Genomic DNA, 22,568 nt, shown 5'->3' with positions numbered 1-22,568 from the left:
AATAACTTTTTGTTTTTTTTACAAAATTATTTCATTTTGTATCAAATAGTAGTACATTTGTTGATATAAATTATATCAATGTCTATTTTTTCCGAGAACATCAAATTGCTGCGCACCCAAGCCGGAATTTCACAACAGAAATTAGCCGATGAGTTGATTATTACCCGAGTTCGTTTTGCAAAATACGAAGAGGGCAAGAGCGAACCACCGTTTGATATTTTAAAGCGTATTGCCAATTATTTCCACGTCAGTATTGACATTTTGATTAATGTTGATTTAAATAAAATTCCGCTCAACAGTATGCTAAAGATGGAAGACAACCGCTTGTTGTTGCCTATTACCATCGACAAGTCGGGTAGAGATTACATCGAAATTTTGCCTTATAAAGCCAAGGCTGGTTATTTAAGCGGGTACAGCGATCCAGAATTTATAGAAAAACTCCAACAGATGCAATTGCCTTTTTTAACCAAAGGCAAGTACCGCGCCTTTCCAATAGAAGGCAGTTCGATGCCACCTCACAACGACAAATCGTTTGTAGTAGGTAAGTACATCGAAAAACTATCCGATGTAAAAGACGGAAAAACCTATGTTGTATTGACCAGAAACGACGGAATAGTCTACAAGCGCTTGTACCGAAAACCCAAGCGGGAAACAATTTTCATTTTCCATTCCGACAATATTGTTTACCAACCTTATGAGGTAAAAGCTAACGATATGCTAGAGATTTGGGAGCACGTTTGTAGTTTTTGCACCCAAGAATACCAACCGGATGATTTGGGCGTGATGAATGTGAAAGAGATGTTCCAGCAATTGCGACTGGAGATTAACGCACTTAAGAAATAAAGCGATTTTTATAGTGAAAGAATTGCCTTGTCCAAGCTACTTATTTTTAGATTTTCAACACGTTCATTTAGATATAAAAAAAGCACCCTCTTCCAATAACTAATTTTTTAATTCTTGATTGCTAGTTTCGTTATGCTCAACCCATTCTTCAATTTCCAGTTGGAGCTGACTTTTAACCACAACAGTTCCAGCGATGAGGTCGTTCAAACTTCTATTTCGGTCCTTGTTTTGCGGCTTAAAACCGTTGTTGGCAGAAGTTATAATTCTTTTCGTAATCCAATTTTTGTGCTATCAATTTTTAATGTAGGATAAATGTCATCATTTGTATTTAATTTTTTATCTGGACCAAATGATTTTAAAATATATTTACCATTTCCTTGTTTATAATATAATTCTATACTTTTTTCGGTTTCAAAGATTTCATTAATAGATATAAAGGATTTTTTATTATCAATTTGTTTTAATTTTTCTGGATATTTACCATTTGTTGTTTTATAAAATTCAATTTGTTTGACTAAATCATTTAGATTTCTTTCCGTCATTTCCGACATTGGTTTATCAAAAGATTTTGAGATAAAATCGAATTTATCAATTTGTGTCAAAATTGTCCAAAAAATTATAGTAAACAGAATATCAGCTATTCCTATAAAAATGAGTTTCAAATCTCTTCTTATAACACCAATTATAGATAAAATTACTCCGACAATAAGTCCAACATTTGGTATTATTCCTAACAATCCAATCCAATATAATGTTTTGTTGTTTTTAATTTCATTTTGATGTTGGTTTGAATTAAAATTGCTTTTTTTACTAACTTTTTTTTCTTCAATTATTCCTATAATATTTGGTAGAATATTATTAGGCTCAGAATTTGTTTTATTTATTAAAATTAATTTTTCGTTATGAAGGATTATTAAATAATACTTAACAGTTGAATAAGTATATTTTATTGATTGCCAATTAAAAAATTGAGTTTCATTATAACGATTTGAATTAACTTCAAATCCTTCTTCTTTTATGCGCAGTATTTCTTCAGAAAAATAATTAGGATTAATGTCAATTTGTTTTTTTAGATTGCGTTTAGACTTTGTTTTAGGAATAAAATAAAATCTAAAAAAGAAAATTAAAAATATTGCTACTATGAAGTATAATATATTTAAAGATGGTTTTGCTTCTTTTACAAAAGTGATTGCGACTACTAAAATTATAAATAGAATATAAAAAATACTTATCCTGTAAAATGAATTAATATACAAGGAATTTATTGCGCTTTCAATGTCAGATTTTGTGTTTTTGTATTTTATTTCCATTTTATTTTTTCTGTCGTTTTTGGGAATAATTTCTGCCAACTAGTAAATAGAAAACTAAACTTGCTAAATAATAAAGATTTACAAACCCAATAGTAATAAAATGTCTTGGGAAACTAAACGATTGCAAGTATCTCTGTTTGTATTTATTTGGTTTTAAAAAACGAAGCCAAATCCACAGTCAGATTTCCATAAATACCATAGTTTCTAGCCTTAGCATCATTGGATAACGGACTTGTTAAATTGGCATCACCCATCAATTCCAAACCCACACGACGGCTGATGGTAACACCAAATCCAAATAAAGCGCCAAAACTGGATTGTTTGTAAAAATCTTGCACGTCTTCGTCCCGAACTTTGGCACTCAATACGTTCACCATTCTAAAACCGCCAATAAGATAAAAGCCTTTGTTGTATTGTCCATCGGTATCCAAGCGCAGTAATCCATGCAATTGCAACGTATTCAAGTCGGCATCTTCAAACAGTACGTTGAATTGATTTCCAGAACTTAATGCATATTGGTTTTCTTTGATGCTGTTGTACGATACCACACCGCGCGCACCAAAACCTTTTTGAATCTGATAGTCTACAAATCCGCCAACGTTCAAGCCGCTCACGGCGCCACCGCCTACAAGCGGACCATCAATTTCAATATCATAGGCATTGAACCCAATAACAGGTCCGAAACTCAATTGTTGCGCCTGAGTCGCAAGTGCTGTTAGAAGTGCAAATACAAGTAAGTTGATTTTTTTCATAGTGTTTAAAGTTGGTCTAAATATAATAAGGAAAACGGAATTCTAAATTATTTTTTACATTAAGTTTTAAGTTGAGTGGTAGTGTCAATTTTGCTCCATTACATTCTACAAAATCACTCGAAGTGACGGTAGTAGAGTGTTGACGTTTAGTAGTTTTAATTTTTACTATATTTTTAAAATCAAATCTTCAATGAACCACCACCATTTCGATACTAAATCTTTAATGAGAAAATCTTCAATCAAATATCACCGTCACTTCGAGTGGTTTTTATAAAATTGCGATTAGCTATTTTATAAAAATTGTATCGAGAACTAGCCTGCACAAAAGTTCTCGATACAATTTTGCTCCATTACATTCCACAAAATCACTCGAAGTGACGGTAGTAGAATGTTGATGTATAGTAGTTTTAACTATTGCTTTGAAAATCAAATCTTCAATTAACCACCACCGTCACTTCGAGTGATTTTTAGCGATAAAAATGCAAATTTTTATTTCTAAAAATTGACCCGAAGCTTGCCGAACTGAGCGAAGCTAATCGAGAACTATTGAAAAAAGCTCGCAATAAATTTAGTATCAACAATTAACCACCACCATCACTTCGAGTGTTTTTCATAAAACTTCTTTCAGCCATTTTATAAAAATTAACCCGAGGCTTGCCGAACTAAGTGAACCTAATCGAGAACTAGCCTGCACAAAAGTTCTCGATACAATTTTGCTCCATTACATTCCACAAAATCACTCGAAGTGACGGTAGTAGTGTTTTGGCGTTAAGTAGCTTTAACTATTGCTTTGAAAATCAAATCTTCAATTCACTACAACCGTCACTTCGAGTGATTTTTAGCGATAAAAATGCAAATTTTTATTTCTAAAAATTGACCCGAGGCTTGCCGAACTGAGCGAAGCTAATCGAGAACTATTGAAAAAAGCTTGCGATAAATTTAGTATCAACAATTCACTTCGAGTATTTTTTATTAAATTGTATCGAGGCTTGTCGAACTAAGCGAACCTAATCGAGAACTAGCCTGCACAAAAGTTCTCGATACAATTTTGCTCCATTACATTCCACAAAATCACTCGAAGTGACGGTAGTAGAGTGTTGACGTTTAGTAGTTTTAATTTTTACTATATTTTTAAAATCAAATCTTCAATGAACCACCACCATTTCGATACTAAATCTTTAATGAGAAAATCTTCAATCCAATATCACCGTCACTTCGAGTGGTTTTTATAAAATTGCGATTAGCTATTTTATAAAAATTGTATCGAGAACTAGCCTGCACAAAAGTTCTCGATACAATTTTGCTCCATTACATTCCACAAAATCACTCGAAGTGACGGTAGTAGTGTTTTGGCGTTAAGTAGCTTTAACTATTGCTTTGAAAATCAAATCTTCAATTAACCACCACCGTCACTTCGAGTGATTTTTAGAGATAAAAATGCAAATTTTTATTTCTAAAAATTGACCCGAGGCTTGCCGAACTGAGCGAAGCTAATCGAGAACTATAGAATAATTCATGTTTTTCAAACTAAGCGTAGCTAATCAAGAACTTACATTATTCAAATAACATAAACGGAACCGTAATTAAAACGATGAATCCAATTAATAAAACAAAAGGCAAGAGGACATTCAGTACTGCTTTGCCAACCGAAAAACGTTGCACCTCAGCAATGCCAATAACCAAAAGCACCACACTCCAAAGCGACAATCCAATTTCAAGGGCTACCAACCCATAAAAAACAAAAGGCTGTAAAGTACCTTCTTCAAGAATAATTCCTTCTTCCATAAAGATGGTTTTGCCATACACTGCAATTTGTACAAACAGCACAAGCAAGCCCAATACCGTTGGAATAGTCGAGTAGGCTAAGACCCGAAGTACCGCAGAAGTAGGCGCTGTTCCGTTAATCCATTTGCCTGTCCAGCTCATGAAAAACGCATAAAGATAATAGGAAATCCACCCAAACAAACCGCCAGCAACGACCGAAAAACCTATAATACCCCAAAGCGACATGGTATCGCCCATGTTCTTACCCACAGCCCGATCGAACGACCGTGCTATACCTGCAAGAATCAATAACACATGCAAGTGTCTTTGGTACTGGTAGGTTACAATAAAGGCAAAGGCACGTTGTGGAGCTGTTAGTACTTTTTCTAGTACCGCACCGGCGTTAATGGTATTTGTTTCGTCTACAAATTCTGGGAAATCACTCATCTTGTTCTCTTAATTTAACCCTTAGAAGGATTGTGTCTACTTTAATTTTGTTTCGGTATTAGCTTAATTGACCATTGGTTCCTACTTTCACCATCCATGCATTATCCATACACTATCCATACACTATCCGTACACTATCCGTACAGTATCCCTACACGATCCCTACAGTATCCCTACACTATGACCCGTCCTAAAATAACTATACAGCTTACTAAATACATCCTATTATAATTATACAAATATAATTTTTAATCCTAAATTTACTACAACTGTTTTTTTCTAATTTTAGCTTTTACCGTGCTGCTTCTTTTTGGTTTTTTAGGGTTTTACTTGTTGGGTGTTTCTTCTGTGGTGGTTTTTAGTGTTGCTAGTCTGACTAGTTCTTTATTGGCTATTATTTGTGCGTTTTCTAGGAATTCGCCGCAGCGTTTTGATAGTAGTTCGGTGTAGGTGAAGCTGTGGTAGTTGGTTTGAGTGTGTCTTAGTGTGTGGAAATTTGTGGTTAGGAGTTTGTAGAGTAGTTGGTCTTCCTCGGTTTTTGTTGGGAAGTATTCTTCGGTGAGTGTGGTGAATGTACTGCATAAGTTGAACAGGTAGGCGAGTGCATAGTGGTTGGGGTGGTAACCTAGGAATACTTCTATTAGACCTAAGCAGATCTGCTCTACGGCGATGTGTTGCATGCTGTGTTGTACGCATTCCATTCCTGATACTTCAATTTGGTTTTCGGATTCTAGGAATGTTTTTGCTATTCTTACACGGTTGTTCCAGTAGATTTCTGAGAGTTCTGGTTTTCTTGTTGGTTCTTTGTCTAGGTGGAGGTAGGGTGGTTGATTTTTGTTTATCCAAATTGGGGTTGTGTTGGTCATGATGTGGTTGAAGCACCATTTTTGGTTGGCCGTTAGTTGGCGTAATGCGGTTGCTTTGTGGAGTAGTAGTGTTGCGTTGCAGTTTGGGACTGTGCCAGCAATTAGATCGGCTAGGTCGGCGGTGGCGTTGTTTTTTGTTTCTTCTGTAATTACTAGCAAGAATAGGTGGGTTTTAGCCGATGCAATTGTATTTTCTTGATTGAACACATTGCTTTTTATCTCATTTTCTGATTTGGTTGCAAAGCAGTAGATGGCGCTTGTTTTTATAAATTGTTTGATTACCTCAGCCGCTTGCTCTAGTACTGTGGTTACCTCTGGCATTGTATGAAAGTTTTTCATAATTTGGATTGTTAGGTGTTCAACTTATTTGAAAATTGTCTATTTTTGTAGTATCAGAACTGCAAGTTAGCTAGGGCATTTGCTGTATGGAACCACAATGCTTTGTATCGTACCACGATTGGTTGGTATTTTACAGACGACCACTAACCCAACTATTAATTATCTTTACATTATGAGCACAGCCACCAAACCAAGCCACATAGGGCGCAAGATTAGTAAGATTAGAGAACTACGCGGTATTAAGCAAGAGGCTTTGGCGCAGGCAATTGGTGTGAGCCAACAAACGGTGAGTAATTTGGAGAATAGTGAAACGATTGATGAGGCTTTGCTGGAAAAAGTAGCCCAAGCTTTGGATGTTAGTGTGGAAGGGATTAAGAATTTTAGTGAGGAAGCGGTACTGAATATTATTGGAAATACTTATAATGTTGATAATTCATCAGCTGTAAATTATGGTTGTACTTTTAATCCACTAGATAAGGTGGTAGCTCTATTTGAAGAGAAGGAGAAATTATATGAACGTTTGTTGCAGGCTGAAAAAGAAAAAGTTGCTTACTTGGAGCAATTGAAGAAATAAGAAAAGAGGCGCCTGCCTCTTTTTTATTGCATATTATTTAAATTTTGGTTTTAAAAACTACGAAGTATTTTTTTCAAGTTAAAAAATAACTTTCATTTAAATTTTTGAAGTTATTATAATTGACTTTTGACGCGTTCAATGAAAATATTTCTATTTGATTTAATATTAATTTTCGAAAGATAAAAATTCCCACTACCAATTAACCAAAACACTTTATCGACAGCATAGGGACTTACATTATTAATTATAGCAATTCTATCCAAAGCTTTTAATGATTCATAATCTAGTTTAGAACTTGACTTTTCATTAGCATCAATTATATCTAATGCTTTAAAAATCTCTTTAATATGAACATCTGGTTTTCCATATTGCTCGAAACCAATTTCTTTTAAAAAATCACATGCCAAAGGAAATCCTATGCCAGCTATTTCCATACTAATTAACAATGGTAAGGCAGGTTTTGATTTCGTATCATTTGCAAAAAAAATAGTCCAATCATAAAAAGCTTCAATTGATTCAAAATTTGCTAAGAAATGTGCAGAATCAATAACTGTTTTACAATATAATGGCCACAGACTTCTATTAGTATCTCTTATTTTTCCAGTAGGTTTTAAAGTACTTTTTATTGAATCAAGCAATAGTTCACTATCTTGTTTCGAATAGGTTAGTGCTACTTTATGTGGATCGAAATCAAATAATACTTTGCCAAGATTATGAATCTCACCAATAGAGCCGCCAATCACTTTAACACTCATTTGTTTGTTTTGAGCTGTTTCACATAAGCGTTCAAAAAGTATTTTGAAGTCATTGGGTTTTTGATGGATAGGTATTAAATGTTTATTTATTTCTTGTTTAGTGATGACTTCATGACTTAACAGATAATCAATTCCTACGTTGTAAATATTTTTTTCCAACATGATTTAAATATTTATGAATTATCTAATTAAATTATAAAGTTTATAAAGCTTAGAAAATTCCGTTAAAACAGTTTCTTCAATATTTTCTGCTGATAAATAATCATCATTTGGGTTAAAATTTTTACCAATGAAATATGATTTCTTAAAATCATCTTTAACCATTATATCATACAAATCTTTTTCATTTTTTATATCAGATAAAAAAATTATTGAAGAGTGAATATTGATATAATATTCTGCTCCTAGGTCAATTAAGTATTTATAGAATAATGATAAAAAATTTGCATCGTTGATGTTAGAAAGCATTTTTTTTCTATCGACTATTGATCGATTCTCTTTTCCAATGAACAACCAAATTCCAATAAGATTTCCAATTGATCTATTAATAAGAATAATTTGTATTCTAACATTATCAGTAAATGATTTTTCAATTGATTTGGAAAGTTGAGTATTGCTTTTTCCATAATTTAGCCAAATAGCATCTTTTGGAGCTCTACTTCCTCTTGAATGGAAATGTTGAGAAGTATAATTGTTACTGCGAAGAGGCAAATGTAAATCAGAAATACCGAACTCAGAAAAGCGTTTAATAATTTTATTGTTTAATTCTATCAATCTATTCCTAACTTTACTTCTAATACTAATTGAATTAGTACTGACATTTGTTTGGTGGCTAGACCCAAAAGCATCAAAATCAGTTTGCCTAAAAAATTGATGTGGAGATATTTTAATTGTTTTACCTATATTATGTACTTGAATTACACTATCAATGTTTGATTTCTGAGTTGATCTCAAGGCTAAGTTTTTTACATAACTTAGTTTGTATTTATCAATAAAATCTTGTGTTATATCATGGCTGTCTATTTTTAAAGAGTTAAACCAATTTAATATATCTACGCAAACATCTTGTTGATTAATTTCAATACTTAATTCAATATTATTTGAAAACCCACCGTGTGTGGCATTGGCAGAACCCACAAAAGCTACATAAGAACGGTCTTTCTTAATTAGATATACTTTAGGATGAAAATTGTATCTGTTTTTATAAACAAATGCTTCAAAATTGACTTGTGTTTTATCTTTAAGTAATTGAAATACATTTGGAGAAGTTGGCAAATCAATTCCAACAATGTAATGCTGAATTGCATCTTCCGGAGTTGCTTCAAGTATTTTATTTAAAGCACTTTCCTTCATCAACGCAACAGCAATCCATATTTCACATGCACTAGTTAGATGTTCTTTTAAATTGTTATAAATCTTCTCAGTTATCATAATTAATTTTTAGAATTAATGACTTTTAGAATAGATTTAAAAATTTTTAAAACAGCTTTTTCTCTAATTTTATTTCTATCTGTTTCATTTATTTTAGTCTTAATTTTGATTAGCCTTTTATTTGGTGGGGCATGTTTATAATAAATGGCTATAAAAATATCTCCTACGTTACCTTTTATAGGATATTCAGGAGTTGAAGGAGATGCAATGCCAGTTATTGCAACATAAATATCTGAACTTGGGAATACATTTATTAAACCGTAGACCATTTCAATAGTTGTTTCCATAGATTCTGCAGTATATTTGTCAATAATTCTAGGGTCAACTTTTAATATACCTGATTTTAATTCTCTATTGTACGTAACAACACTTCCTTTTAATATGCTTGATGCACCAGGTATTGAAGCAATTGTACTTGAGAGTAAACCTGCAGTTATACTTTCAGCACAAACAATTGATAAACCTTTATCACTTAAGGCTTTGTTAAAAATATTTACATTAATCATTGGTTATTTGTTTTTTTGCATCATAAAACTCATGGACACAATCTAGTTTATGTTTCACAATCATACATGTTTCTCTAAAATCAGCTCCATATGGACAAGTTTCGACAACCATTTTTGAAACAAAATAAAATCTTATTCTTTCCTCAATTGGTTGATGTTCATACTTGAGAATACCTTTTTGTCGCTCTATTTTTTTTCTTTCATCAGTGATATTAATCAAATCAAATCTGTATTCATCTTTTCCAGAGTAAAACAATGAAATTACATAGATTTCTTCAACCTCTTTAAAAAAGATAGGTTCTTTTTCGTTAATTAATTTTCTAATTGTGTTTCCGTCATGTACAACATCTGTGATGATTAAAACTTTTTTAAATCCTGAATTTTCAACACTTAACCTTTGTTCATAATCTGCATGATCTTCATAACGATATGAATAAGGAAGATATGAATACGGTACTTCACCATGTACCATTGCTGTTCTTGATGCTAAAATATTGCCTTCTATTCCCAAACCAATGATAAAATCAAAATCAATTTCACTTTTTTCTATAATGTCTAATATTGCTTTTTTACAAAACAAAACATCTTCTTTATCATTAAGTAGTTTTGCAACCTCAATCCAATTGTGTGCTTTTGAATTATCACTCCAATGAAAATGGCCCGAATGAAAAACTTTTAATTCTTTAACTCTATTAAACACTTTGTGGTGATATTCATTATCTAAATAATTAAGATATGGATATTTATCATCAGTTTTTGTTACTTCAATTTTTGGCTTTTCTTCTTCTTGCAAGTCATTTTCTAATAACGAAACAGTAGTGCTGGTATCTGTTAATGTTGGTTTTATCAATAAATTAAACTGTTTTAGTTCACCTAATTGAATTGTGTTTTGTACTCCCCAATTTCCATAAATACTAGCATTATTTTTATTGCTATTGATTAAATGAAATAAATCTTGTTCAAGTGTTATGTTATTAGTGTTTTCATTAGTTGTATATACTTTAAATGAGGGTAGTGTATCCTTATCACTTATATATTTCATCCCTATAGAGCCTACTCCAATAAAATAAAATTGATCTTCCTCAACTGAACCTGAAGTATGTTCATTACCAAATAAAACTGCTTTGTATTGAAAGGATTTTAATAATTTTAAAACAATAACTCTATTTTCCTTATCCCATTGACCTGTAACATTATTCTCAAAAAATGCCGAAATATTGTGGTGAAAAACAGCTATTTTAGAATGAGTTTTATATTTTTCTTCAATACTAATTAACTCTTCTTTCAACAGTTCTACATCAATAAACCCCAGACCACCAGTAAAATCAATTTTAAAATTAGAATTCATTCCAATAAAAACTACATTATCAACTACCAAGGGTTTTAAAATGATTTTTTCTCTTACAAATGGTGTTTTAAAAAATTTCTCGTAAAAAATTGCAAATCGGTTGTATTTTTCATTGTATAAATGTGAATTCAGTCTTTTATTATCGTTATTATATGCATTTTCAGAATCAATTCTATTTATGTCATGATCACCAGGTACAATTAACAAGTTTTCAATTCTTATTTTTAAATCAGACTTAAATTTGTTAATTATTTCAGCTGCTTTTATAAATTCTTGGTCTTGTGCTTCATCAGTTATGTCTCCTGTAATTATTAAATGAAATTCATACTCATCACTATTATATGCTTCTTGAATAAAAGTAATAAGTCCATTTAAATAATTATTAACGGTTTGATCTTTTGAGTCTGTATTAAACCAAGATTTGATAACTTTTTTTGGTTCCCCATTCCTTAATGTTGGTAACATTACATGTAAATCTGAGATATGAATAATTGCTTTCTTCTTCATAATTATTTTATTTTAAAGCAGTTTTAATTTTATATTTAATCTCAGTATTATTTTTTTTAGTAATTTTAAAAACATACTCATAGTCTGTATAGTCATCTTCAGGTTTTAAAGTTTCAACCCTTATTATTGATGCATTACCGATGTAATTTCCTCCAGAATAATTAATTACATTTTTGCAAATTTTCACTTCTGTGCCAAGACAAACAAAATCAGAAATTACAATGTAATCAGAACCTTCTTGAATTCTGTTTTTTAAGTTACTATAAACTTTGTTTATTGGTCCAATATGATCCATTGAGAGAATATCTAATTTTAAAAAACTAGATAACAACGAAGTAATAAAGGAACTATTCAAATTTTGACAAAATAAAACTGGATTTTTAAATTCCTTATTTGGATTATCATTTAAGTTCCATTTTTCTTTCATCTTCATAGCAAGTTTATAGACAACATAAGTAAAAAAAGATTTGTTGTTAACTATCATCATTTTTAAATCTATAAAAACTGGTAAATAAACTGATGAAGAATGATGCTTTTTATCATTTGCTTTATCAATTTTACATTTAATTATATTTGATAATAATTCATTGTTGAATAAATCCTCATAATGATTTATTTCAACCTCATCTCTTGAATCTTTGGTTAAAAAAAAGTTTGGATATTTATTATCGATTAAAGTATTTGATGAGGAATTAAATATTTTTAATCCTATTTTTTCAATAATTTCTTTACTTACGTTTTTAAAAATTAATAATTCAGTTTTATCTATCAATTCAGCGAATAAATCGGATTTATTCATTTGAACATCATTAATGTCTTTAAAATCTAAAACAATCATTTTGCTTTTTTGAAATTGGTCAAAAAATTCATTTATATGCTCAACGGTTTCATCCATTAATAAACTTTGATAAATTCCGTCTGTTATATTGAATTCACTAATTTCATTAAATATTAAAAAAGTTCCAGTAAAAGATTGTTCGGCATGCAAATCAATGTAAAAACCTTCAGTCTGTGGGTCAAAAATTGCTGATATAACCATAACTTATTTTTTTTGAGGGATTTCAGCTTCTAAATGAACGCCATTAAAATTAATATTAAAAAATCTTACAGATGAAAATTTAACGTCTTCACTATGTTTCTTAAATATGCTTTCAGCTAGTGCCACAAAAAGATTTAAAGCTAATTCTGATTTTTCAATCATTTCTTTCTCAAAATCTTTTTCTTCAATCATTTTAAATTTCTTTGTATTCCATAATTCAAGTATTTCTTCCCGTATTGCTATAATTGGTTCTATTTCATTAAACATTCTTGATGAAATAATTATTTGTACATTAAAATTATGAAGTCTAAAAGTCCCATTATATTTATTTACCACATTAATAATTAGATCTATTAATCCTCTTCTGTGCTTTAATGTTGAAAAGTATAATGTTTCAAATATAGAATAAGCTGATTTTTCAAATGCTTCATTAATTTTACAATTCTTATTTTGCTTTAAAATATTGAACAAATTCAACGCCTCATAAAATTTGTCAGTGGGCTTTGTTGAAATTGTATTATACAAACCCTTGCCACAATCTGATATTGAAAATGTTGTTTTATGCTGGTTGGTAAACATCATTGCAAATGCATCAGAATCCGAATGGATTAATCCATTTGTTATTAATTCTGAAAGTATATCAATAAATTCATTCTTATATTCGATAGCATGTGTTGAATTTAGTAGTAGCTTGAAATGATCATTAACAATATGAGTAAAATATTGAATTAGAAAATCTCTTCTATTTTCATTACCTTCTGTATTAATTAAATTAAACCATATATCGTCATCATTTAATGAATACCCTCTAACTTTATGATCTGGATTTTGAATTTTTTTGTTTGAAAAAGCACCAAGCATTCTTGAATCGTATGAAAAAATATCTCTTCCATATTTATGATCATTTCCAACTATTTTAAAAAAATCTGAAGAATTCAAGAATTTAAGAATATCATTATTATGGAGATCATTATCTAAACATAATTTGATTTTTGAGTTTTCAGGACTACTTTTTTCATGAAATTTTTTTAAATATTCTCCCAAAGTTACTATCAAAGGTAGAGTAATAGGGTCAATAAATGATTTCTCAAAAAAAGAAAAATCAGGTGGGTTTTTAGTTTCTTTATAATACTTATTTTCTCTATAATAAAAGGAAACCTCTTTTAAAAGACGGTTGTAAAATTTAAAAGAAGTAAATTTACTCTCACTTTCTTGCGTAATATTTATTATATTCTCCATTTAAAAACTATGTATAATTTCATTTAATTTAAAAATTTCATTTTGACTTAATTATTAACTAAAATATATGTTACTTTAATATTTTATAGATTAATAAAAACATGACTTTTTTTAAGTTCTTCTTGTTTACTAAAAAATTATAAAACACACTCAAAAATTCCCATAACATTCAATTCAACTAATTGTTCTTTGCTCAGTACTATATCAGTATAATCTAAATTGTTTGAAAGCGGTTTTAATGTAATAGATTCATGACTCCAAGATTCATCTTCTATTTTTTTTGTACTGCGGTATTCTTTTACAGTGCAACTAGCTCCAAAATCGGGATCTTGGATGGAATAATGTTGTACTAAGACAATTTTGCCATCTCTAGTGCCACCAAAATCTTTCTTAAATAGACAATATGAACCATTAGGAATTTTTTTATTCATTGATTCACCAACTATTTGGCATACAAAATAGCCTTCTTTTGCGCTAACGTGCATGGGTAGTTCAATCCAAGTCATTTCTGAATGAATTTGTAATTCGCTAAAATTACCAGCCGCCACAGTAATGTCAAGCAGAGGGACAGAATTTACATATGGTTTTACATCGTCAAAAGGCAAAACTCTAAAAGGAACTTTTTCGATTTTGAATGATTCCATATTTCCTTTTAAGTAATCCCTGAGATTTTTGTTACAAGCATAGATAAAAGTTCCTTTTATTCCTCTATACATTATTGTTTTGTAGATGTTTATAATGTATGCTTTGAGATTAGATGCATCGGCTCCATTTTTTCCATATTTATCAAAATATAATTTTGGATTTATTTCAATTTCTCTTGTAACATGATTGTAATCAATCTCTCTACCAAAAATTACTCCAGTATAATTGAGGTCATAACCTTGTATTGTATGTATACTTCCAACTTCTTTGAATGCATTTGGTGAATTAACCCAATCTTTTTGGGTAGAATTCCATTTGAATTTTAGTCCATCTAATTCTATGTCTGTTGTTTCTGGTGATGGCTTTAACCTTGCGTCTGACAACCATGGCCAGGAGTATCCAGCAACTAAGCGACTTAAGCCATATAGATATTCTCTTTTACCAAGTTCTTCATATAAATCTTTCATTGAATCAAAAACTAGTAATTCATAATTTTCGATTTTAAAAGGTTCGATAGTTCTGCGTTTTACATGGAGCAATTCATCTACGAATGAAATGTAATTGTTACCACCTTTTACTCGCATCTGAGATTTTAATTCAAGATTTAATGTGTTTGAGTCGTTCAACAATTTATCAAAATGAATTTCATCAATATCTGATGGTTTCACTGATTGCGCAGCATCATAAAAAAATATTTGATTTTTACTGTTTGCTAAAATCCAATCTAATTCATTCCCAGTATCGTCTAGTCCTAGTTTTTGATTATTCTTTTTAAATGCTCCTAGCCAGCCAATGTTTTTGTATTGTCTTAAACGATGTGCTTCATCTACAATCAATAAATCATATTTTTCATTTATTTTGAAAGTATCAGATGGGCTCAAGATCATTGAAGCCTTGAGTCCTGGGATTTTCCTAAATACTGATTGTAACGATTCTCTGAGCGAGGTCATAGCGATAACTAATCCGATTTTTGCATTGGGATATTTGGATTGAAAAGCTCTTATATAATTTATCTCTTTTAATTCATCGTCATTAAATTCTTCTAAACCCGATTCGTAAATATCAGAATACAGTAATTTGATTAAATAAGTGGCAAGTATCGTTTTTCCTGTACCAGCACTTCCTTTTATAAATATTCTATTGGTTTCCTTCACGCATAACCCGTCTAAAATTTCAAGTACAGATGCGTATTGGTCTTCATTTAAGGATTTGTATGGTGAATATTTGAATAGTTCGGAATTTTCAATTTCAGAAAGTGACTTACTGACTATCTTTTTATCAATTAGTTGATTCCATATTTCTTTAAAAAGGTCTTTGTATAAATCTTGTTGATAATAATTATGATTGATTAATCCGTAATTTCCATTAAGAAGTTGAAAAGTACCTTCTGACGTGATGTATTGTATTAAATTAGATTCAATATCTAATGTTGCTGATTTATTAAATTTATCACTGCCAATAATAGATAATTTATTAAATACATCGGCTTTTTTTGGGTTTGCCAAATGGTTTTTAATTCGATTTGAAGCGTTTGTTGATTCGCCAACATAAGCAATTCGTTGCGTATCATTTTGAATAAAATAAACTAAAGGCCATTGGTTTTTAACCCAAGTATTTTGTTCGATTTTATGCAATGAGGCTTTATTAAAGTCATATTGTTCAGAAACTTCTATAGATAATTCGAACGATATATTCATAGTTCATTATATTTTTTTGCATTTCCTTTAGCTTTATCTACTGGGTATTTTTCGTTGTTGCTTTTTATTTTATCTAATACAATTTGAAAAACATCTAAATTATGTTTCTCTGCCAATAGGAATGAAAAAGAAAGTATATCTGCCAATTCCTCTTTCAATCGGTCAATTTTAAGGTTTTCAACTTCTTCTCCTTTTTTCCAAAGAAAAAGTTCGTTTAGTTCTGCCGCTTCAATGGAAATTGCTAAGGCTAAATTTTTAGAATCGTGAAATTGTTGCCAATCTCTAGCATCTCGAAACTTTATTAACTCGTCAATAACTTCTTTATATTTTTCCATAAGGATTTATTTATTAGTTCAAACCTAGCAAATATAATCGGTTTAGGCAAGTTATATCCACGTAGTTCTACCTGATTTGCACCAAATATAAAAAACGCAATTCCTACCATTTTACGGTTTTCCGTAATTGGGGTAAATTATTTAAAAAAATGTTTAAAAAGCATTTCTGGATAGTGGTTGCAGTATTTTATTTTCTTCTGCAACTAAGGCCGCTTCTTTGGTGGCGTAGTTTTTAATCATGTATACCGTAACAAGTGCTAGCGGTATTCCAAAACAACTCGTAGTCAGGTCAAGCAGTGTGAGATTGATGTAATTTTCAATGGTTTCTCCTTGAAACACCCGTTTGATCACGGTATGCCCAATGTAATTGGTGATGATCCAAAGCGTCCACCACGTGTCAATTAGGAACGAATTGGTGTTGACTTCATTGCTGCTCGCTTTACCGAGTAATTCGCTAGTATCTTCATCGAGTTCCTTCATAATCTGGAACGGTCGGATCAAGCTGATGAATGGTACAAACCAACTTCCGGCAGCCCAACCCTCACTGTAATACGTAGTTTCGGTTCGAACTCCAAGGTTATAATAGGCTCTACGAAACCACAGGATAAAAAACACTGCGCTGGTTATAAAAGCTGCACTGTAGGTAATAGCAATACCTTGTTGCACCAAATCGTTGTTCTGTAGCTTGTCGTCAGATACAAAGATACCGTCTTGCAAATCAATCAGGACGTTGTATTGGTAATAGTCCGCAAGTGCCGAAACTACATCCAAAAACAGGACCACTGCAATAGCGATCATGGCATATTTCGCTCTGTTGGCGTTGGGTTTCAAAGCGGCAGTTGGGTAGGAGAGTGAAGGAAGGCGTAGTTTGTCTTGTTCAAAATGTATACAAGCGGCATCGTCTTTCGGAGTAAAATCAGGGATGGAACATAGGATATCGCCTTCAAAAGTGCCTTTTTTTCTGTTGTGGCAAGCTTTACATTGTTCTAGTTGTGCGTGGGTCATAGCAATTGGTGGTTACGATTTGTCAAACCTATCAAAAATAATTTGTTTGAGCAAGAATTCTAGTTTTTGTTGGTTACAGTTAGTTTTTGACAAAATTAAAAAACCGTAAAGTTGCTTTTACGGTTTTTAAAACAATTGGTGCTTATAGTTATTTAGTACTGGTTTTTAAGTTGAATAAAGGTATATCAACTAAAAGTGACAAACCAATTCTAAAAATGTTTTTACTGTCCAACTCATTGTTGGTACTAATTTTTCTAAGTAATGGAGAAAATTGTGCGCTAATGCCTAATGATAGCGGAGATTTAGATAATCCATAAATGTAAAAGAAACCTGGCGAAAATACTTGTTCCCATTTTATATCTTCCGGTAAACCTTCAGCTTCATCATTGGTAAAACGATAGCTAAACGGAGCTCCAATATCAATTACAGATAGAAAAAGAGTTGAAGAACTCGATTTTAAATCAGCATTCAACTTATTTTTGTTCTTGAAAGAATAAGAAAAACCAATAGGTGTGGTTACTCCATAGCTCAGGCTATTACTGCCAGAAAATTCATAGCCCAAATACAAACCGGGATAGGCATTGACATCCCAACTTGATTTGAATTGTCTTTTTATTCTGTAGGAACTAACTGGCATCACATATTTTTCGATTACTAATTTTAAATCACCATTGTTTTTTGCAGTATTTAATACATCAATCATAAAGTTACCACAAAATGTTATTTTCTTGATGATCTCATTGTCATTTTCTAATTTAGGAATTAAATGCTGTAGAAAACTAGTCGTTATTAATAAGCATTCAGCATAATTGTTTTCATTGGACGCCTTATTAAAAAGTATAATATCATCAGCTATTTTTTTATACTTCAAATAATAATCAGAGTTATAGTATTCGGCACTATTCATCGATGTGTAATAATTTTCAAGTACTTGATCAAACACACTATAAAAGGCAGAAAGATAGTCAATGTATTTTTTTACTTCATTAGTTTGTGAATCTTGTTTTAAACTATCTAATTTGTTTGAAATACTAGTGAAATTGGTTACCGTTTTTCTAATTAATGTGTATAACAATTTGTAATTGTTTTGTGTAATTAAATTTTCAATAGGGATAGTATTAATTTTCAACTTTGAAAACAATCCATTAGCTCTACCCATTTGATAAATTGCGCCAATCAAATATTTAGTTTGTTCTTCAGTTAAATTGCTTAAATCTGTAGCGTTAATCCATGTACGAACTTTGTTAAAACCAATGGGTTCCTCTTTAGATAGATTTTCTGATAGCAAGTGCAACAACCCAATAATTTTGTCTATTTCATATTCATATACATAATTGGTAGTAACATTGTATCGTTCATTTAATTCCATCAATACGATACTTGGATGAACTCCATTTTTAATTTCTTTCAATAGATCATAAGAAACTACAGCAAAATGAAACTCTTTTAGATTAGAAAGTCCTGCTGTTGAACGAATTTGTTCTTCAATTTTAAAAGGCAAAGCGTTTAAATCTTTATTAAATGCGATGATCCAAGTTTGACCAAGTGATGGAGTTTCGAAATAATTTTTACTCTTAAAGAGTAAATAGGTATTGGGGAAAAGATTTTTAAATTGGAATGTTATGGAATGCGTGTCATCAATTTTAATAGTATAGTCTTTTTCTAATTCACCTTTAAAATTTTCATAAAATGTTAGTGTCAATTCTTGTTTCGTGCGTTCCACTAAGAATTTCGAAACAGCATCAATCATTTTGGTACTTAATGAATATCCAGTCGGCAGAACGGAAGTTAATGGCTCTAATTTTTCTAAATTGTCGGTTATCCCATCTTTATCAGTATCAAAATAAGTACCCTTGTTTGGATCGCCTTTTATCATTGCTGCTACTTGCGCTTCTGGCGTGATTAAAATCACTTCTTCAAGTGTTTTCAAAGCAACTACCAAGGAAAAATTAGTTATAGATGGATCAAACGGATTTCTAATAAATAATCCCAAATTATCAAGAGTTTTTTCAGACTGCGAATTTTTATAATTGGGTATAACTGCGGCAAAGGTCCTAATTCGTCCCAATTTATATTCAATATCATTTTTTTTAGATACGGTTAAATTTTTAATTTCATCAAAAGTGTTTTGCGACTGTACTGTAATTGTAAAAAGAAATAAAATAGCTAAAAATTTTCTCATAAGTAAATAGGTTAAGGTTTACATTTGTTAATTTTTCAATAAAAATTTTCATAGCTACAACAAAACTAATGATAAATTTTAATTTTTAACCCCGTATTTATACCTGATTTTCAATGAAGTACGTATTTTTTTTAAGAATTGTGGAATTTTCAATAATTTGAAAAAAAGATGTATTTAAATTTTTTAAAAGCAGTAAGTTTTGATTAATTCATAAAATTGGTTTCGAATTAAGCATAAAAAAAACGTCCAATCATATAGAAAGGACGCTTCTCGCAGTTACTAAAAAGATTTTTTACGCTGTAAAAGCTACAAATGTGATTTTAATTTTGAACACTAAAAAACATTACGAATTCAATTTCACCACATTCAAAACATTAAAAGCACCGTTGTTCAACATGTATTTCACACCGTTAATTTCTTGAAAAAATTCAATCAACAATACATGAAAACCTGTTCCTGCTACTGTAGGAACACTTGTTGGTGTAAGCACAGGTGCAATCAATCCAGGTGCAAGAGGAAAAATCAGTTCGGCACTTTGCGTCAACTCATAAACAGCATTGGCAAAATCAACTTTCAAATAACCTGCTTGCAAACTAAAATGGGTAGCACCATCGGCAGCGCGCATCTGCTGCAATGGATCAAATTCCGCAATACTGATACTGCCATCCACTACTTCCACACTAACCTGAGCGTTCAATACCGTGCTCAACCCAGCACGAGCATTAAAGTCAAATCCTTCCAATAAAGCCACCGAAAACGAATTATTCAATCCAGTTGCCACATTGCGAGCGCCACGCAAATTCACTGTGTCCAGATTTTTAATCTGTCCCATAACTTTCACAAGCCTACTCGTCAGTTTACTGTCTTTCGCTTTAAACAACATCGGTCCTAGTGCCGACCGCAACAATTTTCCAGAACCTGCAATACTACCAAACTCAGTTCCGTTCTCTCGTGTTCGAGCAAACGCCGGGTCGTTCATAATGCGGTTTCTACTTACACCTCCTTTGGTGCGTACAAAGAATCCATCGGTTCCTTTGTAAAAGGTAAGATCATCCATCGTACCTTCCATCTTGATCAAGCTTCTCAACTTTGCCATAATGATATATATTTAAAATTATGAGACAAAGATATTTTCAATCCAAATCCGCACTTGTCAAACTTGCCGATTACGCACCAAACCAGTATCAATTTGCTCTAATAACAGTTTTTAACCGAATACTTCCAAAAATGCATTAAGTTGCCGTTTTTGCCGAAATATAAGCTTAAGTGATTTAAAATCAATAAAATAGATTTTTCGATGATAGTAATAAAAAAATACTAAAATTGTAGTAAAAGAATCCCTTAGTGTATGAGGAGTGTATGCCGAATGTATGAAGAGTGTATGCCGAGTGTATGCCAGAAGTATAGATGAAGTATAGATGCATTACAGGTGAGGTATCAAAAACGCATTTCAAATCCTGTAAAAGGTAAACAACAAGCCATTTACCTAAAATAAAGATGAAACCAAGCCAAATAAGGGCTACAAAAAAATGTAGGTTTTAAATTGTTAATTATTTAATAAGTTTGTTAAAAACTTTCGTGGTTTTTTTTAAAAATCAATTTTAAGAAGCACTTTATTAAACTAAATTTGCCATAATCAACAAATTAAAATTAACCAACCATAACTATGAATTACTACATCAGAAAAACAAGAAATCGAAAGGGAGTTAAGAATGAAAAACCATTTATTACGAATTTGTATTACTACAAATGACATAAGTAACATAGAAGAATGTTCAGCAAGAACCGCATCACAGCGGATGAACGACATGCGTGTTTTCTTTAAAAAAGAAGAAAAGCGCTGTAAAATCACCTTCACTGAGTACTCATTGTATTCTGGAATTCCACTTGAAGACCTTATACCTTTTCGAACAAAAACAAGAATTTCTGCAGCATAATACGCTAAAACCATTTCTATTTTCCTTTCCATTACTACACTAGTCTCTAAAATCGCTACGATTTCGCGTTTTGTAAAACCTCCAAAATGCAAAGCGAAATCATTCAACTAACAAATTGGTTAGTCACAAGCTTTTCAACTTTATAAAAGATTAAAATCAAATAAGCACGAAGCAACTCGCTACCGTATGGCAACGTTACATTTATAAAACCACAATTCAATTTATCATTATCCCGTCACTTCGAGTGGTTTTTATAAAATTGCGTCCAGCCATTTTATAAAAAATGTATCGAGAACTACTGAAAATCTCAGTTCTCGATTAGCTACGCTCAGTTCGGCAAAAAAGTCTCGGGTTAATTTTGATCTATTTCATTCCACAAAATCACTCGAAGCGACGATAGTAATGAAAAGGAGTTTAGTGCTATAAAGTTCTCGATACAATTTTGCTCCATTGCATTCCACAAAATCACTCGAAGTGACGGTAGTAGTATCGTGGTGTTTTGTAGCTTTAAATTTCACTTCAACTTTAATATTCTAATCATCAATTCACCATCACCGTCACTTCGAGTGGTTTTTATAAAATCGCGATTAGCCATTTTATAAAAATTGACCCAATGCTTGCCGAACTGAGCGAAGCTAATCGAGAACTTTTGTGTAAGTTAGTTCTCGATAATATTTTACATTTCAAAAACTAGCGTTTTTAAAACACAAAATCACTCGAAGTGACGTTAGTAGTATAGTGGTCTTTTGTAGCTTTAAATTTCACTTAAACTTTGATATTCTAATCATCAATTCACAACCACCGTCACTTCGAGTGTTTTTTATAAAATTGCGTTCAGCCATTTTATAAAAAATGTATCGAGAACTTTTGAATAATGAATTTCAACTCACTACCAACGTCACTTCGAGTGTTTTTTATAAAATTGCGATTAGCTATTTTATAAAAAATGTATCGAGAGCTACTGAAAATCTCAGTTCTCGATTAGCTACGCTCAGTTCGGCAAAAAAGTCTCGGGTTAATTTTGATCCATTTCATTCCACAAAATCA

The 22,568-nt window shown here is 31.3% G+C and carries 18 protein-coding genes; 3 read left to right on the top strand and 15 right to left on the bottom strand.

Features of this window, described 5'->3' with window-relative positions; genetic code table 11:
* Positions 1-78 precede the first annotated feature (78 nt).
* Positions 79-843, top strand: a complete 765-nt coding sequence (locus ACZ098_RS00900) for an XRE family transcriptional regulator (protein WP_487309846.1) — start codon at positions 79-81, stop codon at positions 841-843.
* Between the two features lie 257 nt (positions 844-1,100).
* On the opposite strand, the gene ACZ098_RS00895 is transcribed toward ACZ098_RS00900, so the two are convergent.
* The 4 genes from ACZ098_RS00895 to ACZ098_RS00880 all read right to left on the bottom strand — a co-directional run bounded on the left by ACZ098_RS00895 (position 1,101) and on the right by ACZ098_RS00880 (position 6,321).
* Complete coding sequence (locus ACZ098_RS00895) at positions 1,101-2,153, bottom strand: hypothetical protein (RefSeq protein WP_487309845.1); 1,053 nt, start codon at positions 2,151-2,153, stop codon at positions 1,101-1,103.
* 143 nt (positions 2,154-2,296) lie between these two features.
* Positions 2,297-2,905 carry an outer membrane beta-barrel protein gene (locus tag ACZ098_RS00890; RefSeq protein WP_487309844.1) on the bottom strand — a complete coding sequence of 203 codons (609 nt, stop codon included), beginning with the start codon at positions 2,903-2,905 and terminating at the stop codon, positions 2,297-2,299.
* 1,554 nt (positions 2,906-4,459) lie between these two features.
* Positions 4,460-5,116 (bottom strand): Yip1 family protein, encoded by a 657-nt coding sequence (locus tag ACZ098_RS00885; protein WP_487309843.1) that lies wholly within the window; start codon positions 5,114-5,116, stop codon positions 4,460-4,462.
* Positions 5,117-5,442: 326 nt separating this feature from the next.
* Positions 5,443-6,321 carry a hypothetical protein gene (locus tag ACZ098_RS00880; protein WP_487309842.1) on the bottom strand — a complete coding sequence of 293 codons (879 nt, stop codon included), beginning with the start codon at positions 6,319-6,321 and terminating at the stop codon, positions 5,443-5,445.
* Between the two features lie 172 nt (positions 6,322-6,493).
* Here ACZ098_RS00880 and ACZ098_RS00875 point away from each other — a divergent pair, with 172 nt between their 5' ends.
* On the top strand, positions 6,494-6,895 hold the full coding sequence (locus ACZ098_RS00875; RefSeq protein WP_487309841.1) for a helix-turn-helix domain-containing protein: 402 nt from the start codon (positions 6,494-6,496) through the stop codon (positions 6,893-6,895).
* Between the two features lie 113 nt (positions 6,896-7,008).
* Here ACZ098_RS00875 and ACZ098_RS00870 read toward each other — a convergent pair whose 3' ends face one another.
* From ACZ098_RS00870 to ACZ098_RS00820, 11 genes are all read right to left on the bottom strand, one after another.
* Positions 7,009-7,812, bottom strand: a complete 804-nt coding sequence (locus ACZ098_RS00870) for a hypothetical protein (RefSeq protein ID WP_487309840.1) — start codon at positions 7,810-7,812, stop codon at positions 7,009-7,011.
* Between the two features lie 18 nt (positions 7,813-7,830).
* A complete protein-coding gene (locus ACZ098_RS00865; RefSeq protein ID WP_487309839.1) occupies positions 7,831-9,081 on the bottom strand; it encodes a phospholipase D family protein in 1,251 nt (416 codons plus the stop codon).
* A gap of 2 nt (positions 9,082-9,083) precedes the next feature.
* Complete coding sequence (locus ACZ098_RS00860; protein WP_487309838.1) at positions 9,084-9,587, bottom strand: CinA family protein; 504 nt, start codon at positions 9,585-9,587, stop codon at positions 9,084-9,086.
* Positions 9,580-11,442: a hypothetical protein gene (locus ACZ098_RS00855; RefSeq protein WP_487309837.1), complete on the bottom strand. Its 1,863-nt coding sequence runs from the start codon at positions 11,440-11,442 to the stop codon at positions 9,580-9,582. The genes ACZ098_RS00860 and ACZ098_RS00855 overlap by 8 nt, the downstream gene beginning before the upstream one ends.
* 7 nt (positions 11,443-11,449) lie before the next feature.
* On the bottom strand, positions 11,450-12,481 hold the full coding sequence (locus ACZ098_RS00850) for a hypothetical protein (RefSeq protein ID WP_487309836.1): 1,032 nt from the start codon (positions 12,479-12,481) through the stop codon (positions 11,450-11,452).
* A gap of 3 nt (positions 12,482-12,484) precedes the next feature.
* A complete protein-coding gene (locus tag ACZ098_RS00845; protein WP_487309835.1) occupies positions 12,485-13,720 on the bottom strand; it encodes a hypothetical protein in 1,236 nt (411 codons plus the stop codon).
* Positions 13,721-13,857: 137 nt separating this feature from the next.
* Positions 13,858-16,062: a DNA/RNA helicase domain-containing protein gene (locus ACZ098_RS00840; RefSeq protein WP_487309834.1), complete on the bottom strand. Its 2,205-nt coding sequence runs from the start codon at positions 16,060-16,062 to the stop codon at positions 13,858-13,860.
* A complete protein-coding gene (locus tag ACZ098_RS00835) occupies positions 16,059-16,397 on the bottom strand; it encodes a nucleotide pyrophosphohydrolase (RefSeq protein ID WP_487309833.1) in 339 nt (112 codons plus the stop codon). The genes ACZ098_RS00840 and ACZ098_RS00835 overlap by 4 nt, the downstream gene beginning before the upstream one ends.
* 153 nt (positions 16,398-16,550) lie before the next feature.
* Complete coding sequence (locus ACZ098_RS00830) at positions 16,551-17,402, bottom strand: DUF4328 domain-containing protein (protein WP_487309832.1); 852 nt, start codon at positions 17,400-17,402, stop codon at positions 16,551-16,553.
* A gap of 148 nt (positions 17,403-17,550) precedes the next feature.
* Entirely contained in the window at positions 17,551-19,584 is a 2,034-nt protein-coding gene (locus tag ACZ098_RS00825; protein WP_487309831.1) for a hypothetical protein, read from the bottom strand.
* A 343-nt stretch (positions 19,585-19,927) separates the two neighbouring features.
* Positions 19,928-20,680, bottom strand: a complete 753-nt coding sequence (locus ACZ098_RS00820) for a hypothetical protein (protein WP_487309830.1) — start codon at positions 20,678-20,680, stop codon at positions 19,928-19,930.
* 616 nt (positions 20,681-21,296) lie between these two features.
* On the opposite strand from ACZ098_RS00820, the gene ACZ098_RS00815 reads away from it, so the two are divergent.
* Positions 21,297-21,521 carry a hypothetical protein gene (locus ACZ098_RS00815; protein ID WP_487309829.1) on the top strand — a complete coding sequence of 75 codons (225 nt, stop codon included), beginning with the start codon at positions 21,297-21,299 and terminating at the stop codon, positions 21,519-21,521.
* Positions 21,522-22,568 lie beyond the last annotated feature (1,047 nt).

The organism is Flavobacterium sp. SP2, assembly GCF_057626655.1.
The sequence above is the reverse complement of the archived record's forward strand: the minus strand, read 5'-3'. Positions and strand labels throughout refer to the sequence as shown.

Excerpts from the sequence above, each read along its gene's own strand:
- ACZ098_RS00840 (WP_487309834.1), bottom strand. The coding sequence starts at position 16,062 with ATGAATATATCGTTCGAATTATCTATAGAAGTTTCTGAACAATATGAC.
- ACZ098_RS00880 (WP_487309842.1), bottom strand. The coding sequence starts at position 6,321 with ATGAAAAACTTTCATACAATGCCAGAGGTAACCACAGTACTAGAGCAA.
- ACZ098_RS00900 (WP_487309846.1), top strand. The coding sequence starts at position 79 with ATGTCTATTTTTTCCGAGAACATCAAATTGCTGCGCACCCAAGCCGGA.
- ACZ098_RS00895 (WP_487309845.1), bottom strand. The coding sequence starts at position 2,153 with ATGGAAATAAAATACAAAAACACAAAATCTGACATTGAAAGCGCAATA.
- ACZ098_RS00875 (WP_487309841.1), top strand. The coding sequence starts at position 6,494 with ATGAGCACAGCCACCAAACCAAGCCACATAGGGCGCAAGATTAGTAAG.
- ACZ098_RS00855 (WP_487309837.1), bottom strand. The coding sequence starts at position 11,442 with ATGAAGAAGAAAGCAATTATTCATATCTCAGATTTACATGTAATGTTA.
- ACZ098_RS00860 (WP_487309838.1), bottom strand. The coding sequence starts at position 9,587 with ATGATTAATGTAAATATTTTTAACAAAGCCTTAAGTGATAAAGGTTTA.
- ACZ098_RS00865 (WP_487309839.1), bottom strand. The coding sequence starts at position 9,081 with ATGATAACTGAGAAGATTTATAACAATTTAAAAGAACATCTAACTAGT.
- ACZ098_RS00820 (WP_487309830.1), bottom strand. The coding sequence starts at position 20,680 with ATGGCAAAGTTGAGAAGCTTGATCAAGATGGAAGGTACGATGGATGAT.
- ACZ098_RS00830 (WP_487309832.1), bottom strand. The coding sequence starts at position 17,402 with ATGACCCACGCACAACTAGAACAATGTAAAGCTTGCCACAACAGAAAA.
- ACZ098_RS00885 (WP_487309843.1), bottom strand. The coding sequence starts at position 5,116 with ATGAGTGATTTCCCAGAATTTGTAGACGAAACAAATACCATTAACGCC.
- ACZ098_RS00870 (WP_487309840.1), bottom strand. The coding sequence starts at position 7,812 with ATGTTGGAAAAAAATATTTACAACGTAGGAATTGATTATCTGTTAAGT.
- ACZ098_RS00850 (WP_487309836.1), bottom strand. The coding sequence starts at position 12,481 with ATGGTTATATCAGCAATTTTTGACCCACAGACTGAAGGTTTTTACATT.
- ACZ098_RS00835 (WP_487309833.1), bottom strand. The coding sequence starts at position 16,397 with ATGGAAAAATATAAAGAAGTTATTGACGAGTTAATAAAGTTTCGAGAT.
- ACZ098_RS00890 (WP_487309844.1), bottom strand. The coding sequence starts at position 2,905 with ATGAAAAAAATCAACTTACTTGTATTTGCACTTCTAACAGCACTTGCG.
- ACZ098_RS00815 (WP_487309829.1), top strand. The coding sequence starts at position 21,297 with ATGAAAAACCATTTATTACGAATTTGTATTACTACAAATGACATAAGT.
- ACZ098_RS00825 (WP_487309831.1), bottom strand. The coding sequence starts at position 19,584 with ATGAGAAAATTTTTAGCTATTTTATTTCTTTTTACAATTACAGTACAG.
- ACZ098_RS00845 (WP_487309835.1), bottom strand. The coding sequence starts at position 13,720 with ATGGAGAATATAATAAATATTACGCAAGAAAGTGAGAGTAAATTTACT.